Annotated in this window: 10 protein-coding genes; 8 read left to right on the top strand and 2 right to left on the bottom strand. The window is 75.8% G+C overall.

Annotated features, from left to right (window positions below; genetic code table 11):
- Positions 1–15: 15 nt before the first annotated feature.
- Positions 16–1,398 (bottom strand): type VII secretion integral membrane protein EccD, encoded by a 1,383-nt coding sequence (gene eccD, locus AC07BF_RS00625; RefSeq protein WP_400805984.1) that lies wholly within the window; start codon positions 1,396–1,398, stop codon positions 16–18.
- A 201-nt stretch (positions 1,399–1,599) separates the two neighbouring features.
- Between eccD and eccCa the strand changes: the two genes are divergently transcribed.
- The 6 genes from eccCa (at position 1,600) to AC07BF_RS00595 (ending at position 15,118) form a co-directional block, all read left to right on the top strand.
- Positions 1,600–5,526 carry a type VII secretion protein EccCa gene (eccCa, locus tag AC07BF_RS00620; protein ID WP_363588564.1) on the top strand — a complete coding sequence of 1,309 codons (3,927 nt, stop codon included), beginning with the start codon at positions 1,600–1,602 and terminating at the stop codon, positions 5,524–5,526.
- A complete protein-coding gene (locus AC07BF_RS00615; protein ID WP_363631975.1) occupies positions 5,523–8,237 on the top strand; it encodes a hypothetical protein in 2,715 nt (904 codons plus the stop codon). The genes eccCa and AC07BF_RS00615 overlap by 4 nt, the downstream gene beginning before the upstream one ends.
- A 215-nt stretch (positions 8,238–8,452) precedes the next feature.
- Entirely contained in the window at positions 8,453–8,899 is a 447-nt protein-coding gene (locus AC07BF_RS00610; RefSeq protein ID WP_363588556.1) for a hypothetical protein, read from the top strand.
- A gap of 67 nt (positions 8,900–8,966) precedes the next feature.
- Complete coding sequence (locus AC07BF_RS00605) at positions 8,967–10,469, top strand: carbohydrate-binding protein (protein WP_363588554.1); 1,503 nt, start codon at positions 8,967–8,969, stop codon at positions 10,467–10,469.
- A gap of 63 nt (positions 10,470–10,532) precedes the next feature.
- Positions 10,533–13,892: a right-handed parallel beta-helix repeat-containing protein gene (locus AC07BF_RS00600; protein WP_400985055.1), complete on the top strand. Its 3,360-nt coding sequence runs from the start codon at positions 10,533–10,535 to the stop codon at positions 13,890–13,892.
- Entirely contained in the window at positions 13,889–15,118 is a 1,230-nt protein-coding gene (locus AC07BF_RS00595; protein WP_363588550.1) for a S8 family serine peptidase, read from the top strand. Before AC07BF_RS00600 ends, AC07BF_RS00595 begins: the two co-directional genes overlap by 4 nt.
- Before the next feature lie 191 nt (positions 15,119–15,309).
- On the opposite strand, the gene AC07BF_RS00590 is transcribed toward AC07BF_RS00595, so the two are convergent.
- Positions 15,310–16,314, bottom strand: coding sequence for a MinD/ParA family ATP-binding protein (locus tag AC07BF_RS00590; RefSeq protein WP_363631978.1), 1,005 nt, complete (start codon positions 16,312–16,314; stop codon positions 15,310–15,312).
- A 565-nt stretch (positions 16,315–16,879) separates the two neighbouring features.
- Between AC07BF_RS00590 and AC07BF_RS00585 the strand changes: the two genes are divergently transcribed.
- Together AC07BF_RS00585 and AC07BF_RS00580 are read left to right on the top strand one after the other, a co-directional pair.
- Positions 16,880–17,230, top strand: coding sequence for a hypothetical protein (locus tag AC07BF_RS00585; RefSeq protein WP_363588546.1), 351 nt, complete (start codon positions 16,880–16,882; stop codon positions 17,228–17,230).
- Positions 17,231–17,447: 217 nt separating this feature from the next.
- Complete coding sequence (locus AC07BF_RS00580; RefSeq protein ID WP_350879510.1) at positions 17,448–18,146, top strand: sigma-70 family RNA polymerase sigma factor; 699 nt, start codon at positions 17,448–17,450, stop codon at positions 18,144–18,146.
- Positions 18,147–18,266 lie beyond the last annotated feature (120 nt).

The following is an 18,266-nucleotide window of genomic DNA, read 5'->3' as shown; positions in this document are numbered from 1 at the left end:
GGGGGCCTTGGCGGCTCAGCCGCCGAGGCCCCGCAGGGTGTGGTAGACGCCGCAGGCCTGGAGGGCGAGCGGAAGCAGGGAGAGGGCGCTGAGGGTGTGCAGGATGTCGGCGATCCGGCCCCAGTAGGGGAGCAGGCGCCGGCCGGGGACCGTCCAGGCGACGACCAGCAGGGCGACGGCCACCGCCAGCAGGCCGCCCAGCAGGCCGAGCCGCTCGGCGGGCGAGGCCGTGTGCGCCGCCCGGGAGACCAGCACCAGGCCGCCGTAGACCCCGGGCAGCAGGATGCTCAGCCGCTGGCGGATGCTGCCGACGGCCCGGCCGTGCAGCAGGAGCAGCAGGCTGAGTGCCGCGGCCTCGGCCGGGCCGGCCCAGCCGTCGGTGAAGGCGAGGACGGTCAGGCAGGCCGCGCAGACGGCGCCGATCGCCGTGTAGAGGGCCATCAGGTAGTCATCGGCGATCAGGGCGCGCGGCAGTACGGCGGCGGCCGGGACGGGCTCGATGTTCTCCTGCAGTTCCTCGGCGTTGCGCGGGAGCATCGGCAGCCGCAGACCGGAGAGCCGGAAGGCGAACGACGGCACGAAGGCGCCGATCAGGACGGCCACCACCGCGACCACGGCGACCAGCTTGCCGAGCGTCAGCCCCGCCAGCACCAGCACCCCCGCCAGCACCCCGAGCACCGCGACCAGCACCACCCCGAGGAAGAGCGGGGCGGCCCCGCCCACCGCCGCCAGGGCCAGCACCGCCGCGCCGGCCCCGGCGGAGGCGGCCGCCAGCACCCGGGCGCCGAGCAGGTCGTCCCCGCCCGGGCCGCTGGGCAGCAGCAGGGCGGCGAGGCCCAGGTACGGGACGGCGGCGGCGCCGAGCGCGGCGCCCGCGCCGGCGTCGGCCATGGCCCGGGAGGCGCTGGCGGCGCCGAGCAGCAGCAGGGCCGCGACGGCCGCCGCGGCGGCCTGGCGCGGGCCGGCGGGGCCGGGCAGGGCGAGCAGCACCCAGGCGGCGGCGAGGGCCGTGAGGGTGACGGCGAGAGCGAGGCGGCGGGTGAGGGCGGGGCGCCAGGTGTCGCCGCGCTCGTTCATGCCGGAGGCCACGCCGTCGACCAGGTCGTCGAAGTGGACCGGCGGCAGGGCCTGGTGGCGCGGGCGCAGGTGGACCGCGTCGCCGTCGTGCAGCTTCAGCGCCTCGGTGCTCTGCTCCTCGTCGAGCGGATCCTCGCCGAGCCGTTGCAGCACCCAGCCGCCGTGCTCCAGCCCGGTCTCGGCGAGGTCCGGGCCCGCGTGGCCGAGGATGGCGGGAAGCAGGTCGCCGAGCGGTACGTCGGCCGGGACGGCCAGCTCGAAGACCACCTCCGGCGCGTGGAACCTCAATCGGCACAGTCCTGCGACGACACTGCTGCTCACGCCAGTCCTCCGGCTCGGTGGTGTTCTCCGCTCGGTTGAACGGGCGGCTCGGCGCGCCGCGTTCAACCGCGGTTGAACCCCGGGTGCCACGCCGTCCGTGAGCCAGAGGGACGGCTGTCGCAGTGAGGAGCCCGTCACAGTGAGGAGCCCTGAGTGAGCGTTGTGCTGGTCACCCGGACGCCCCGGCGCCCGGGGCCCGAGATGCCGGACGGCGAGATCCAGTTGCAGGAGCCGCCGGGTCTGCCGGAGAAGCAGAGCGGCATGGCGAGCGTGATCAGCATGGCCCCGATGGCGCTCGGCTCGCTGTCGATGGTCTTCATGTTCCTGCACCCGGGCGGCGGCGAGGGCGGCGGTGGCGCGCTCAGCTACCTCGCGATGGGGATGATGGCGCTGTCCGCCGTCGGCATGCTGGTCACCCAGCTGATCCGCGGCTCCAGCGACCGCAAGCAGCAGTTGCGCGGCGAGCGCCGCGACTACCTGCGCTACCTCTCCCAGGTGCGCCGCCAGGTGCGGCGTTCGGTCGACGCCCAACGGCAGGCGCTCGCCTGGCGGCACCCGGCCCCGGACGAGCTGTGGTCACTGGTGGGCACCACCCGGCTGTGGGAGCGGCGGGCCGCCCACCCGGACTTCAGCGACGTCCGGATCGCGGTCGGCGCCCAGCGCCTGGCCACCCCGCTCGCCCCGCTGGCCACCAAGCCGGTCGAGGACCTGGAGCCGCTGTGCGCGCACGCGCTGCGCCGCTTCATCCACGCCTACGGCACCGTCGCCGACCAGCCGATGGCGATCCACCTGCGCGGCTTCGCCCAACTGCTGCTGCGGGCCGAGGACCCGGAGGCCGCCCGCGCCCTGGTGCGCGCCGTGCTCGCCCAGCTCGCCGTCGTGCACGGCCCGGACGAACTGCGCATCGCCGTCGTCACCGACGCCGAGCGGCGCACCTCCTGGGACTGGGCCAAGTGGCTGCCGCACGCCCTGCACCCGACCGACACCGACGGCGCCGGCCCGGTCCGGCTGGTCGCCGGCAGCCTCGGCGAGGTCGAGCAGCTGCTGGGCGAGGAGTTCACCAGCCGCCCGGGCTTCGAACCGGACGCCGTGCCCAACCGGGACGAGCCCTTCACCGTCCTGGTGCTCGACGGCCCCGGCGCCCACACCGGCAGCCGCGCCGCGCTCACCGGCTACCGCAACGCCGTCCTGATCGACCTGTCCGACAGCCTGGAGTGGCGCGCCGCCCGCACCACCCTGCGGCTGCGGATCGACGACGGACGGCTCGCCATGATCGGCGCCGACCGCAACCGCAAGGACGTCGTCACCGACCTCGGCCGCCCCGACGCGCTCGCCGTGCCCGCCGCGACCCGCCTCGCCGCGCTGCTCGCCCGCTACCGCATCGCCGACGGCGTGGACGTCGCCGAGCCGCTCGCCACGGACTTCGACCTGACCGCCCTGCTCGGCATCCCCGACCTGAACACCCTGGACGTCGAGGCGCTCTGGGGCCAGCGCGGCATCGCGCAGCGGCTGCGCGTCCCGCTCGGGCTCGGCCCGGACGGCCGCCCGGTCGACCTCGACCTGAAGGAGTCCGCGCAGGGCGGCATGGGCCCGCACGGCATGCTGATCGGCGCCACCGGCTCCGGCAAGTCCGAACTGCTGCGCACCCTGGTGATGGCGCTCGCCGTCACCCACTCCTCCGAGGTGCTCAACTTCGTCCTGGTCGACTTCAAGGGCGGCGCGACCTTCCTCGGCCTGGACGGCCTGCCGCACACCTCCGCCGTGATCACCAACCTGGCCGACGAGGCCGCGCTGGTCGACCGCATGCGCGACGCCCTGCACGGCGAACTCATCCGCCGCCAGGAGCTGCTGCGCGAGGCCGGCTACGCCTCGCTGCTGGACTACGAGACGGCGCGCGCCGGCGGCGCCGCGCTGCGCCCGATGCCCACGCTCTTCGTCGTCGTCGACGAGTTCAGCGAACTGCTGTCCGCGCACCGGGACTTCATGGAACTCTTCGTGATGATCGGCCGGCTCGGCCGCTCGCTCGGCGTCCACCTGCTGCTCGCCTCCCAGCGCCTCGACGAGGGTCGGATGAGCGCGCTGGAGTCCCACCTGTCCTACCGGATCGGCCTGCGCACCTTCTCCGCGATGGAGAGCCGCGGCGTCCTCGGCGTCCCCGACGCCTACCAGCTGCCCTCCCAGCCCGGCAACGGCTTCCTGCGCAGCGACATCTCCACCCTCACCCGGTTCAAGGCCGCCTACGTCTCCGGGCCGTACCGGCCCAAGCGCCGGGCCTCCCAGCAGGCCGCCCTCGCCGGGCAGGTCGTCGCCTACGGCACCGACTACGTGCTGCCGCGTCACCTCCCGGCGACCGCGGCCGAGCCCGAGGAGGAGCAGGCGTCCGACGGTTCGCTGCTGGAGGTCGCCGCCGGCCGGCTGCGCGACGCCGGACCGCCCGCCCACCGGGTCTGGCTGCCGCCCCTGGACGTCCCGCCCACCCTCGACGAACTGCTGCCGCCGCTCGTCCCGCACCCCGAACGCGGCCTCACCACCGAGGACGAGCGCTCCCACGGCTCGCTCGGCCTGCCGGTCGGCATCGTCGACCGCCCTTTCCAGCAACTGCGCGACCTGCTCACCGCCGACCTGGCCGGCGCCGGCGGGCACGTCGGCATCGCCGGCGCCCCGCAGAGCGGCAAGAGCACCATGCTGCGCACCCTGATCACCGGCCTCGCCCTCACCCACACCCCGCGCGAAGTCCAGTTCTACTGCCTGGACTTCGGCGGTGGCACGCTCTCCGCCCTGCGCGGACTGCCGCACCTCGGCGGCGTCACCGGCCGGCACGACGGCGAACGGGTGCTGCGCACCGTCGCCGAGGTCAACGGCATCATCACCCGCCGCGAGCAGTACTTCGCCGAACTCGGCATCGACTCCATCGCGTCCTTCCGCCGCCGCAAGGCCGCCGGGGAACTGCCCGACGACCCGCACGGCGACGTCTTCCTCGTCATCGACGGCTGGAACACCCTGCGCCAGGAGTTCGGCGACCTCGTCCAGCCGCTCACCCTGATCTCCCAGCGCGGCCTCAACTACGGCGTCCACCTGGTCATCGCCACCACCCGCTGGGGCGAGATCAGCGGCGGCCTGCGCGACCAGTTGCAGACCCGCTTCGAACTGCGGCTCGGCGACTCCGTCGACTCCGTCATCAACATGCGCGCGGCCGCCAAGGTCCCCAAGCTGCCCGGCCGCGGCCTCACCGACGAGCAGCTGCACTTCCTCACCGCCCTGCCCCGGATCGACGGCTCCGGCGACACCGACGACCTCGGCGACGGAGTGGCCGACCTGGTCGACGCCGTCGCCGCCCACTGGACCGGCCCACGGGCCCCCGAGGTCAGGATGCTCCCGCTCACCCTCGACGCCGCCGGGCTCCCCGCCCCCGAGGGCCGGCTGCGCGTCCCGATCGGTCTGGAGGACACCGAGGTCTCGCCGCTGTGGCACGACTTCGAGGAGAACCCGCACCTGCTGGTCGTCGGCGACAGCGAATCCGGCAAGACCAACCTGCTGCGGCTCATGATCAACGCCATCACCTCCGCCTACACCCCCGCCGAGGCGCGGATCATGCTGGTCGACTACCGGCGCGGCCTGTTCGACGCGGTGCCCCAGGAGTACCAGCTCGGCTACGCGGTGGCCGTCGACAAGCTCCGCCAGATCGTCGACGGCGCCTCGCGCGCCATGAAGAACCGCATCCCGCCCGCGGACATCACCCCCGCCCGGCTCAGGCTGCGCGACTGGTGGACCGGGCCCGAACTGTTCATCCTCGTCGACGACTACGACCTCGTCGGCTCCACCAGCGGCGCCCACCCCTTCGCGGCCCTGCTCGAAGACCTCTCCCAGGGCGCCGAGATCGGCCTCCACCTGGTCGTCGCGCGCGGCGCCAACGGCGTCGGGCGAGCTCTCGGCGACCCGCTGATGCGCAAGCTCCAGGAGGTCAACTCGCCTTCCCTGCTGCTCTCCTGCCCGCCCTCGGAGGGGTACCTGTTCGGCAACGTCAAGCCCCGGCAGTTCCCCGCCGGGCGCGGCCTCTACATCACCCGGCGACGCACCGTCCAGGTGCAGACCGGGCACGTGGCGGACGAACCGGAGGCCGGCCGGTGACCGCCTCCACGCTGCGGGCGCTCGGCCCGCACTACGTCATCGCGCCGCCCGGCGCGGAGGCCGCCGGACTGGCCGAAGCCCTCGCGCCCGTCGGGGCCGAACCCGGCGCGCTGCTGCTGCTGGCCGCCGCCGCGGACGCCGCGCCCGTCCTGCTCGCCTCGCTCGACGACCTCGTACGGGCGGCGGGTGAGCGCGGCGCCGACGTGCTGGTGCTCGCCGCCTCGGGACTCGCCGCGATCGGGCCGGACGGACGGCGGCCCGCCGAACTGCTCGCCGCCCGCTCCGGGCTGACGATCGTGGCGCCCGACGCGATGGTCAGCATCGAGCCGGACGGAACGCTGTCGGCCCCGGACGGCTCCTGGTGGCGCTGCCCGCCGGGCGGCGCCCAGCTCCGGGCCGAACCGCTCGGCGCGCGGTGGCCCGCCGCGGCCGCCATCACCCCGCTGACGCGCGATGCGTACTGGGTCACCGAAATCGCGGGCCGGGCGCGGCCCGCCGCGCTGGACCACGCGGCCGCGACCGACGGCGGACTGCTGCTCGTCCTCGGCGAACCGGCCGGGCGGCTGCCCACCGGGGCCCAACTCGCCAACGCCGCCGCGCTGCTGCTCGGGACGGTCGCGGAGGACGCGCGCCTCACCCTGAGCGCGCCGTGGGCCGCGCCGGTCGAGCTCATCGAACTCGCGGCGGTCGCGGCGGCCTCGCTGGGGCGCGAGGTCCGGGCGGCCGTCGGCCTGCCGGTACGGGGCGCGGCCGGGCTGCGCCACGTCCACCTCGCCGCGGACGGCACCGAAGGGTGGGAGCCCTACCTCACCGAACTGGTCGCCTGCCCGACCGACCGCACCGTCACGGCCGTCGGCTGGCGCAGCCGGCCCGACCTGCCCGCCGCCCCCGGGCCCGCGCGCTACCCGGCCTTCCCCGGCTGGGAACTGGAAGCCGTCGCGGCCGGACTCTGGCTCCGCCCGGCCGCCACCGCGGACCGCGGCCCCCGCCTTCGGAGGCCCGACCCGGCCGGCCCCGCGCTGGTCGTCGGGTCCCCGGGACGCCCCGTCCCCGAGACACTCTGGGACCACCTCGGGGCCGTGCTCGGCTCGCTCCCGCCGGCGCCCGCGCGCCTCGCCCTCGCCGTCGAGGGGACGCTGGACGTCGAGTCCGGGGCGGTCGGGCGTTTCTGCGCCCGGCTGTACGGGCTCGACTGGGTCGGACCCGCCGCTGCTTCGGCTGCCGTGGCGGCGCCCGGCCCGGAGGCGGCGCCCGCGCTTGCGGCGGGGCCCGTAGCTGTACCTGAGCCCGCGTCGGTGGAGCTCGGAGCGTCGGCGGAGGCGGACCCGGCGCCGCTACCGGTGTCGACCGAGCCCGGGGCGCCGGAGCCGGTGGCCGCGACCGGTCCGGTGTTCGAGATCGAGACGGAGGCTGGGACCGGGACGGAGACCGAGACCAGGACGGAGTCCGAAGCCGGGATTGGGACGGAGAGCGGGATCGAGACGGATCCGGTGGCCGTACCGGTCCCTATGGCCACGATGGGGGTCTTCGGAGGAGAGCCCGGGGAACGCCCCGCTTCCCCTCCCACCCCCGAGCCCGCCCCCGGGCCGACTGCGGCCGCGGTGGGCGACACCGGCACGACGGTGGCCCCGGACGCCGGCCCCGGCCCGGCCGTGGAGCCGGGGGCGAGCGTCGCACCCGGGGGAGGAGACCGGACGCCGCCCGACGGGGAGGCCGGCCCCGGGCCCGCGCCGGCAGCCGCTTCGGAGGAGAGCATCCCCGTAGCGGAGGAGGTGCCGACCCCTGCCCCGGCACTCGACCCTGAGCTGGCCGTGTCCACGGAGGCCGCCGAGTCCACGGAGCCGCCGGGAACCATGGCGGGCCAGGCCGGGGCACACTCGACGCCCGAGCCTGCGGCCGGCTCCACGCCAGTGCAGGCCCCGGGGCCTGCCCCCGAGCAAGCTCAGGCGCAGTCGACCGCCCCCTTGTCGGACCTGGTCGAGCTCTCCACCCCCGCCGAGGACCGTGCGGCCCTGGTCACCCTCCTCGGGCCCGCCTACCAGCGCTTCGTCCGGCGGGCCGAGGACGTCGCGACCCGCCTGCCCGGCCTGCGGGCCCGGGCCGACGAGGGCGATCCGCGGCCCGAACTGGTCGCCGTGCTGCTCCACCACACCGACTCGACCGTCCTCGCCGAGCGTGCCGAGCTCCGCGCCGCGGCGCGGTCGGGCGCCCCGGGCCCGTTCGGCCCGTACCTGCGCTGCCTCGCGGCCGGGCTCCGGCGGCTGCCCAGCCACTACGGAGGCGTGCTGGTGGCGGGCCCGGTCGAGTCGGCCGACCTGGCCGCCTACACCCCGGGAACCGTGGTCACCGAGCGGGCCCCGGTCAGCGGCCTGGCGGCGCCGGGCGCGGACTTCGGCGAGGACGTCGGGGTGGAGTTCGCCATCTGGTCCGTCGGTGGCCGCCGCAGCTCGGTCTTCGGCGAGCCGGGCGACCAGCCGACCGTGATCTTCGCCCCGGGGACGGAGTTCGAGGTGGTGGACGTCGACCTGCCGGACGAGACGACCGGGCGTCCGGCCCGCGTGCTGCTCCACGAGATCGGCGGCGTCCGCCCGCGCCCCGACCGCCTGCGCAGTTGGCTGGCCCGGCGCGACGCCGTCGCTCCCGCCGACCGGATCCGCCCCGCCGACCCGGCCCGCTACCTCCTGGACCTCGGCGGCGCGGCCGGACGGTGACGTCCTGTGGGGGCCGGGCGGCCGCGTCGTGGCGCGGATCACCTGGTCCGAGGCGCGGCACCGGCGCCCCTCCCACTCTCCCCGGCCGGTGGTGGGCCCTGGCCCCGACCCGGCCGGTCGGGCCGTCGGCCGACGGACCGGCACCGCGATGAACCCGGGGCGGCCTTCCGTCCGTCGGACGAAGCGTAGGGGCGAACCGGCGGGAGGAGTGCGGGATGAGCGGGACGAGCGGGACGATGCGGGACGACTTCCGGTTGGCGTCGGTGTTCGACGCCGTGGACCCGGTGACGGGGCCGGGCTTCGGGCCGGACCGGCCGAGGATCGAGGAGCGCGCGGAGCGCGAGGCACTCGTCGGCTACCTGCGCGCGGGCGCGCCCGTGCTGCTGACGCCGATGCTGATGGACGACGTGGTGGACCGGCAGCGGCGCTCCATCGTCCCGATGGGCTTCCGTACCGACGGGTCCTGGATCTGGACCGACACCGTGACGTACTACCTGGAGGAGTACGGGCTGGCGCCCGACCCGGAGCTGCTCGCTCACGTCCGCGCGCAGGGCGACGGTCCGTGGGCGGCGCCGGACGCGGCGGTGCTGGAGCGGGCGGTGTCCTTCGTCCTGACCCCGCCGGACTCCGACGAGGAGCCGGTCTGGACGGTCGGCTCGTAGCGGCTGAACCGGTTCGGCCACTCCGTCCGTACCTCCCCACAGGAGTGTCGTCGAGTGCAGGGGATGCATGGTGGCCGAGGAGAAGCGCGGCGAGGCGGGGCGGACGGGCGCCGGGTTCCAGCTCCCGGAGGTGAACTGGGCCCTGGCGGCGGAGGTCGAGCCGCCGGAGGGTGCGTCGGCGGCGGCCGCCTCGGAGGGAACCGCCTCGGCGAAGGGTGAAGCGGCGGAGGCGGGTTCCGGCGCCGCGACCGCGGTGCTGCCCGCACAGCCGGAGCGCGAGCAGCCGGCTGCACCTCCCGCCGTCCCGCCCGTGCCCGCACCGGCCACGGCCACGACGACCGCAGCACCCGCCACCGCAGCACCCACCGCCGCCGGGACGCCCGAGGCGGTGGCCGCCGCGAGCGTCGCCGAGCCCTCCACCGACACCGGCACCGACCAGGGCCCCCGGCCGGGCCGGGTCTCCCGCCCGATGATCGCGGCGGCCGTCGCCGTCGGCCTGGTGCTGGTGGGCACTTCCGTGGTGGTGACCCAGCTCGGCGGCAACGAGCACAAGGGCGGCCCGGCCCAGGCGGACGCCCCGCCCGGCTACGGGCAGAGTGGTGGGGACGGCGGCAACGGCTTCGTCCCGAACTTCGACGAGCACGGTGGTACCAGCGGCTCCGGCGGCACCCCTGCCCCCGGTCAGCCCGACGCGGTGGTCCCGGCCGCGGACGCCGGCACGGGCACGCCCGCCCCGGGCGACCAGCCGGCCTCGGCCCCGAACGGCACCGGAAGCAGCGGAGGCGCGGGAGGCACTGCCGCTCGATCCGGCGGAGCCGCTAACTCCGGTGGTGGAAACGCGAGTTCGACCACCGCTCCAGGTCGCGCCCAGGGCGGCTCCGGCTCCGGCTCGGGTTCCGGCTCGGGTTCCGGTTCCGGTGGCGCCGCCGCTGCCGCCGCAGGTGGCGCGGCGGGGAGCGCGGCCGGTGGCGCCGCCAACCCCGCCCCGCAGAACCCCGCGCCGCAGCAGCCGGCCCCGCAGAACCCCGCGCCGCCGCCGGCTTCCCAGCAGCCCGCGCCGCCGCCCCCGCAGAAGGCCGCGCCCACCGTCGTGGTCACCGGCCCGTACTGCGGCAACAAGAGCGGCGTGTACAGCCAGAAGGGCTGGTTCGACCAGGGCGACTCCGGCTGGCGGAGCAACTCCGGCGGCTACAGCGGCGACGGCTGCAACGGGACGTACACCTCGGTGCCGATGTCCGGGGACGGTTCGGACGACAAGAACTCGGTGGTGTGGACCTTCACCGTGGACAAGGTCACCAGCTGCACCCTGGACGTCTACATCCCGGCCAGCGGGGACGTGAAGAAGGTCGGCGGGAACCCGACCTACTACACCGTGCAGAGCGGCAGCGGGTCGAGCGACTTCAAGATCAACCAGACCTCCAACCAGGGCCGTTGGGTCGGCGAGGGCACCTTCCAGTACCGCGGCTCGCTGTCCGTCACCCTGCACACCCGCGGCCAGGACTGGGTCGGCGGTAACAAGACCTACGCCCACCACGCCGCCAGCGCCATGCGCGTCACCTGCACACCCTGACCTGACCCTCATCCTCCGAGCAGGTCACGAACGAACGCCCCACGACGAAGGGAACCCCCAGGCATGTCGCGCCCGGTGCTGACGGTCTGCGCGGAGCAGCGGGAACGCGGCTCCTACCGTACGATCGGCGAGGCCCTCCAGGCAGCCCGCAGCGGCGCGGTGATCTCCGTACGCCCCGGCCGGTACGAGGAGAACCTGGTGCTCACCAAGGTGGTGACCATCACCGCCGAGGACGTCCGGGGCAGTGTGCGGATCAGTCCGCGCCGTGGCTCGGTGGTCCAGGTCCTGGCCGAGGCCGTCCAGCTGACCGGCCTGGTGATCCAGGGGCAGGACGACGACCTGCCCGCCGTCGACGTCCCGCGCGGCCAGCTCGCGCTACAGGACTGCGAGGTGATCGGCAACGCCTGGACGGCCGTCCTCACCCGCCAGCAGGGCGAACTGGCCATGCGCGGCTGCCGGGTGGTCAACACCGCCGGCGCCGGGCTGGTCGAGACCTCCACCGGCGCCAGCGTCATCGAGGACAGCGTCATCGAACACCTCGGCACCTCCGCCCTGGTGATCGGCGAACGGGCCAACCCCACCGTGCGGCGCTGCGTCCTGCGTGACGCGCGCGGCAACGGCATCTGCGCCAACGGGGAGGCGCGCGGAGTCATCGAGGACTGCGAGATCTCCGCCACCGACAAACCCGCCGTGGCCCTGGAGGAGCAGAGCACCACCCGCCTGCTGCGGACCGAGGTCCGCGACAGCGCGGTCGGCGTCTTCCTCGGCTCCACCGCGCGGGTGGTGCTGGAGGACTGCACCGTCACCGCCGTGCGCGGCCACGGCTACGTCCTCACCAACGGCACGGACCCCCTGCTGCGCCGCTGCCGCGCCGTCCGCAGCCAGGGCCACGGCCTGCACATCGCCGGCCGTGCCCGCGGCACCTTCGAGGACTGCGAGGTCACCGCCGCCGCGCAGGCCGGCATCCACGTCGACGAATCGGCCAGCCCCAGCCTGGTGCGGGCCGTGGTGCGCGACAGCGAGACCGACGGCGTCGACCTCACCGGGGAGAGCGCCGCGGAGTTCGACCGCCTGGAGGTGCGCGACGCGGCCGGCGCCGGCATCGTCATCCGTGACGGCGCCAACCCGCTGCTGCGCCGCATCACCGTCACCGACGCCGGTGGCCACGGCGTCGAGGTGGCGCGGGACGGGCGCGGCCGGATCGAGGACGCCACCGTGCTGGACGCGGGCAAGAACGGCATCCGGATCGCCGACGGCGCCAACACCTACCTCGGCGGCAGCCTCGTGCGCGGCAGCAAGGCCTGCGGCATCTCGATCGGCGCCGAGGGCATCGCCACCCTGCGCGACGTCGAGTCCGCCGACAACGCGTTCGACGGCGCGAGCGTCGAACACGGCGGCGAACTCACCGCGACCAGGACCAGGCTGCGGGCCAACCGCCGCCACGGGCTCCACCTGCTGCCCGGCGCCCGCGCCACCCTCACCGGCTGCCAGCTGACCGACAACACCGTGGACGGCCTGCGCTCGGAGTCCGCCGAACCCGTCCGGCTCACCGACTGCGTCACCGCCGAGAACCAGGGCGCCGGGCTGCGGCAGAGCGAGCCCACCGACCGGCTCGCCGTCGAGAACCTCGACAGCCGGGACAACCGCTCGCCCGACGCGCACGGCACGGTCACCGCCGCGGCGACCGCCGCCGGGGACGAGGGCGAGTCCGCCGACGGCACTCCGCAGGAGGCCCCCGCCGCTCCCGGGCCGCAGGGCCCGCAGGCCGTCCTGCAGACCCTGGTCGGGCTGGAGGGCGTCAAGGAGCAGGTCGCCACCCTGGTCAACCTCAACAAGCTGGCCCGGCGCCGCGAGCAGGCCGGGCTGCCCTCCCTCCCGATGAGCCGCCACCTGGTGTTCGCCGGCCCGCCCGGCACCGGCAAGACCACCGTCGCCCGGCTCTACGGCGCCATCCTCGCCGAACTCGGCGTGCTGCGCAGCGGCCACCTGGTCGAGGTCGCCCGCGCCGACCTCGTCGCCTCGATCATCGGCGGCACCGCGCTCAAGACCACCGAGGTCGTCATGGAGGCGCTCGGCGGCGTGCTCTTCATCGACGAGGCGTACACCCTGTCGGCCGGCTCCGGCGGGACCGGACCGGACTTCGGCCGCGAGGCCATCGACACCATCGTCAAGCTGATGGAGGACCACCGCGAGGACCTGGTGGTGATCGTCGCCGGGTACGAGAACGAGATCCGTGACTTCCTGGCCTCCAACCCGGGCCTCGCGTCGCGGTTCAGCCGCACCGTCGAGTTCCAGAACTACAGCGTCGACGAACTCACCACCATCGTCGAACACGCCGCCGGGGGCCACGGCTACGAGCTCGCCGACGGCACCCGCGAGGCCCTCGCCGTCCACTTCGACCGGATGCCCAAGGGCGCCGACTTCGGCAACGGCCGCGCCGCCCGCAAGGTCTTCGAGGAGATGGTCGACCGCCAGGCCTCCCGGCTCGCCGAACTGGAAGACTTCGACAACGCCGACCTCAGCCGGCTGCTCCCCGCCGACGTCGGCGAGCAGGCCGCCGCCGCCGTCGCCCGCGCCGCCGCCGGAGCCGACCAGCCCGAGGAGCCCGGCCTGCTCGACCGGCTGCGCGGCATGGTCGGCCTCGCCGCGGCCAAGGAACAGGTCGAGGACCTGGTCAACCTGACCCGGCAGACCCGCCGCCGCGTCGAGGCCGGACTGCCCGCTGCCACCATCAGCCACCATCTGGTCTTCTCCGGCCCGCCTGGCACCGGCAAGACCACCATCGCCCGGCTCTACGGCGAACTCCTCGCAGAACTCGACGTCCTGCCGGCCGGTCAGCTCATCGAGACCGCCCGCGCCGACCTCGTCGGCCGCTACATCGGCCACACCGCGCAGCTCACCCGCGACGCCTTCGAACGCGCCCGCGGCGGCGTGCTCTTCATCGACGAGGCCTACACCCTGACGCCCCGCAACGGCACCGGCGGCGACTTCGGCCAGGAGGCCGTCGACACCCTGATGAAGCTGATGGAGGACCACCGCGACGAGGTCGTGGTGATCGTGGCCGGCTACCAGGAGGAGATGCGCGGCTTCCTCTCCTCCAACCCCGGCCTGGCCTCCCGCTTCTCCCGCGAGATCACCTTCGACCACTACGCGGACGACGAACTCGTCACCATCGTCCGCCTCCAGGCGGAGACCGCCGGGTACAACTGCACACCGGAGACGCTGGCGGCGCTCGGCGAACTCTTCGCCGCCGTCCCGCGCGACCGGTCCTTCGGGAACGGGCGCTTCGCCCGTCAGGTGCTGGAGTCGATGATCACCCGGCAGGCCGGCCGGCTCTCCCGGCTGGAGGTGGCGGACCTGGACGAACTCAGCCTGCTGCTGCCCCAGGACATCCCGGCCGGGCGGATCGGCAGCCTCGCGTGAGGACGGCGGCCGCCCTCCTCGCCGTCGGACTGCTGCTGCCGACGGCGGGCACGGCCCTGGCCGACACCCCCGCCGGCGACGACAGCCTCCCGGGCGTCACCCAGCTGCGGCGCGACGCGTCCGGGAAGCCGGCCGGCTGCCTGCCCCCGTCCACCAAGCGCACGTCGCTCACGCCCTGGCCCCAGACCTTCCTGCGCCCCGACCGGGTCTGGCCGCTCAGCCAGGGTGACGGCGTCACCGTCGCCGTCCTCGGCTCCGGCGTGACCGACGGCACCGGCCTGCTCGCCGGTCGCCTCGACTACGCCCCCAAACTCACCGGAGGCGGTGACCCAGCCCGTGACTGCGTCGGCCACGGCACCTTCCTGGCCGGCCTGATCGCCGCCGACCGCCGCGACGGGACGGGCTTCGCCGGACTCGCCCCACGGGCCCGGATCCTCGCCGTATCCGTCACCGACGACGGCGGTGCCACGACGGCGGACCTGCTCGCCCAGGGGATCACGGCGGCGAGCGAACGGGGAGTGCGGATCATCGCGGTCGGGGCGGCGTTGCCGGCCGGCAACGACGCGCTCGCCGGGGCGGTGCGGGCGGCCCGGAGCAAGGGGGCGGTCATCGTCGCGCCTGCGGCCCCCGACGTCCAGCCCGGCTCGGGGAAACCCGGACCGGCCTATCCGGCCGCCTACGGCGAGGTCCTCGCCGTCCGCGACCTCGCCCCCGGCGGCGCCCTCCCCTCGGGCGCCGGAGCCGTCCCGATCGGCGGCCGGGTCGACCTCGCCGCCCCGGGCGACGCCGTCACCGGCACCGGCCCGGCCGCCGGCGGCAACTACACCGGCGCCGGGCCGAGCTTCGCCGCCGCCTTCGTCGCCGCCACCGCCGCCCTCACCCTCGGCAGCCACCCGGACCTCACCGCCGACCAGTTGATCCGGCGCCTGGAGACCACCGCCTACCACACCGTCACCACCCCCGACCCGCAGGTCGGCTATGGCACCATCGACCCCGTCGCCGCCGTCACCCAGCTCTCCGTCCCCGACCAGGCGCCCCCCGCCGCGACACCGGCCGCCCTCGCCATGCCCCCCGCTCCACCCGCCTCCACCGCCCCCACCCAGGCCGTGGTGATCTCCCTGGCCGCACTGGCCGTCATCGCCCTCGTTGCCGCCGCCGGCGCCGTCACGCCGCGTGCCCGTGCTCGCGGCTGGCGCCCGGGGAGGGCGGAGGACGGCCAGGCGTGAGAGGTCGGCCCGGCCGTCCTCCCGCTGCACCGTCGCGCCGCTCCTCGGGCGTGGGCACCGCGCCCTCGACCGCCGGGCTCCCGGTGGCCCCGGCGCTCGTAGCCGCTCTCCGGGCGGGGGCGCCCCCTGGTTCGTCCCGTGACGCACGTACCCCGAGGCCGCCCATCCGTCCTCCGGGCGGGGGTGCGGCCTCAGACGGTGTGGCGGATGGCCAGGGCGTCGCCGACGAGGGCGGCGAGTTCGAGGTAGGCGAGGTGGGTGTGGGGGCGGAGCCGGCCGGGGGTGCCCGGGGTGTGCGCGGGGAGGAGGACGACGTCGCGGCAGAGGGTGCGGAAGTGGGCGAGGAGCTGGCGGTCGGCGACGGGGCGCTCGGTGGGCGGGCTGGGGACGAAGACGACGGTGCCGCCGCGGACGAGGTCGCCGTGGCCGCGGAAGGTCAGGTGGTCGATCAGCGCTGAGGCGTTGCGGGCGCCGTCGGCGGAGGCGTGTTCGCAGATGACCAGTTGGTCGGCGAGTTCGACGGCCGTGAGCTGGACGTCGTCCGCGGCGGCCGTGGTGTCGCTGAGGATCATCGGGTAGCGGCCGCTGAGGTCGGTCAGGGCGTCCCGGAACGCGGGGCCCGGGGTGTCCGGGCGGACGGCGAGGATGTCGAGCCGGCCGGCCGCGCTCCGGTCGAGGATCCGCCGGTCGGCGTGCGAGACGCGGGAGGCGTCGGCGAGGTCGAGGACGATCACCGGGTCGGGCCGGTGCTGCGCCAGGAGGGCGCCGAGCGTGACCGGGACGCCCTCGGCGGGCCTGCCCAGGAGGGCGATGCGGTGGCAGCTGCGCAGCGGGGTCCGGATCCGCTCCACGAGGCGGCGGCGCCGGGCCTCCGTGCCGCCGCCGAAGGGCAGTCGCAGGGCGCGCGGGTGGGCCGCCCGGTCCTGGCGCGCGGCGGGGGCCGTGGCCGGGGACGGCGTGGGTACCGCGAGCAGGGCGGTGGGGGTGGGGTCGCCGGGCGGTGCGGGCGGCTGCGCCTGAGACGCCGGTGTGCGGGTGAACAGCCGCCGTTCGGCGGGCGGGATCAGGACGGTGCCGAGTGGGTCGAGGGGCTGCCGGGGGAACAGCGGGACGGGCTCGGGCCAGGCGGCGGGTGTGTAGTCGGGCCGTTCCGGGGTGGCGGCGGCTCCGTCGGGGCTGCCGTCGGAGAAAGCCATCGGGTGACCTCCTGGTTCACGGTGCGCCGGGCCGGACCGTCGGTGCGTTCAGTCGGGACTACGGGCGAAGGGCCCGTTCCGGTTCAACGCGCGTCACCCTGCGGATCGGTGAACCGCCCCCGGTGGAAGGTCCGTTGAGCGGGACAGGGCGCACCTCGCGTTCCTCGTCACGCTCGGAGGAGCTCATGCGCGCCACCAGGAACCGCGCCGTCACGACGGCCGGTCCGCCGTCGTCGGCCGGTCCTCCGGCCGGTGCGACCGGTGCCACCGGCGGCGGCCCGGCCTCGACGGCGGTCTGGGGCGGGGCCGGTGTCGTGGTGCGGGGTGGGCGCCCGCCCGGTGGCCGCGGTGTTGCCGAAACGCGGAGGCCCAGCCGGGCGCCTCGTCGCCGGCCGAACCGGTGTGCAGGCGGCAGCTGAGCGGCAGCTGCCCGGCCGTACCGGAAAACCCTCTGCTGGACCGGCTGTCAGTAGATACCGTCTTCGGATGGCACTCGATGCGGAACGAGTGCCATGCAGGAGCAGCCGGCGTGACTCCCGTGGGACGGGATGGGGGAGGGACAACGATGGATCCGGACGGGCCGGACGTGCGCGAGGTGGTCGCGGCGCTGGTACGGCAGGAGGAACCGAGCAGGCCCGGGCCGCCTGCGCTGGTGGTGCCCGAGGGCACGGCGGAGGAGGTGACCGCCGCCGCCCGGCGGCTCGCCCTGCGGGCGCTGCCGACCGAGCGGCGGAGGCCGGAGCCCGCACCGGGGCTGCGGGAGCTGGCGGCGGCGCTGGTGGTCGACGAGCACCCCTCGGCACCGGCCTGGTCGGCGGTGGAGCGGGAGCAGCTGGCGACCTGGGTCGCGGTGCTGATCGAGCACCGGGGGGAGGACGGGGTCCAGGAACTGGTGCGCGTGCTCAACGAGGCCTGAGGGGCGGCCTGGTGGCCGTGGGGCGGCCGGGAGATGGCTGCGAGATGGCTGGCTGGTGTCCGTGCGGAGTCCTGGCCTGCGGCCCGGCCGTGCGGGGCCGGGGCGTTGGCGGATCGTTGGTGCGGCCTTGGCGGCTGCGGGCAGTCTGCTGCTTGTAGCCGCCGGGGAAGTCCGGTCGGTGTGTCGCCCTGCCCTTGCCCGATCTGAGAGGCCGCGCGTGTCGAAGCAGCCCGTCGCCCAGCCCACGTCCGTCGCCCAGCCGCCCGTCGGCCCGCCGGCCGGCACGGACCCGTCGGCCACCACGGGATCCGCCCCCGCGCCCGGCACGCCGAAGGCGGCCCGCCCGACCCTCGACCCGGACACGCTCGCCGAGATCCACCGGCTGCACGGCGGTTACCTGCTGCGCGCGCTGCTGCGCGCCACCGGCGGCGACCGGGGCAAGGCCGAGGACATCCTCCAGGAGACCCTGCTGCGCGCCTGGCAGCACCCCGAGGCGCTGGCGGCCGGGGCCGAGCAGAGCCGCCCCTGGCTGTTCACGGTGGCCCGGCGGATCGCGATCGACCACTACCGGATGGCCGCCGCCCGCGCCAAGGAGGTGATCGGCGAGCCGCTGGAGGACCGTCCGCTCGCCGAGGACCCGTACGAGCAGGTGGTCGTCGCCCGGGACATCGCGCTGGCCCTGCGCCGGGTGCAGAAGCACCACCGCGAGGTGCTGGTCGAACTGCACCTGCGGGACCGCTCGGTGGTGGAGGCGGCGGCCCGGCTCGGGGTGCCGCCGGGGACGGTCAAGTCCCGCAACTTCTACGCGATCCGGGCGCTGCGCCCGGTCCTCGCGGCGGAGCACGGCTACGGCCCGGCCGACGGCCGGGGCCAGGCGGCCGCGCTCGACCGCCCGGGTGCCGCCGTCTCCCGCTGACCGTTGACTGCTGACCGCTGACCGGGTCCCCGGGGGGGGGGGGGAGGGGGGGGGGGGGGGGGGGGGGGGGGGGGGGGGGGGGGGGGGGGGGGGGGGGGGGGGGGGGGGGGGGGCGGGAGT

The organism is Kitasatospora sp. NPDC043950 (assembly GCF_056435345.1).
This window is presented reverse-complemented; position numbering and strand designations above follow the sequence as displayed.

Bases quoted from the DNA above. Each gene is read 5' to 3' on its own strand.
- AC07BF_RS00605 (WP_363588554.1), top strand. From the start codon at position 8,967: ATGGTGGCCGAGGAGAAGCGCGGCGAGGCGGGGCGGACGGGCGCCGGG.
- AC07BF_RS00600 (WP_400985055.1), top strand. From the start codon at position 10,533: ATGTCGCGCCCGGTGCTGACGGTCTGCGCGGAGCAGCGGGAACGCGGC.
- eccCa (WP_363588564.1), top strand. From the start codon at position 1,600: ATGCCGGACGGCGAGATCCAGTTGCAGGAGCCGCCGGGTCTGCCGGAG.
- AC07BF_RS00610 (WP_363588556.1), top strand. From the start codon at position 8,453: ATGAGCGGGACGAGCGGGACGATGCGGGACGACTTCCGGTTGGCGTCG.
- AC07BF_RS00585 (WP_363588546.1), top strand. From the start codon at position 16,880: ATGGATCCGGACGGGCCGGACGTGCGCGAGGTGGTCGCGGCGCTGGTA.
- AC07BF_RS00590 (WP_363631978.1), bottom strand. From the start codon at position 16,314: ATGGCTTTCTCCGACGGCAGCCCCGACGGAGCCGCCGCCACCCCGGAA.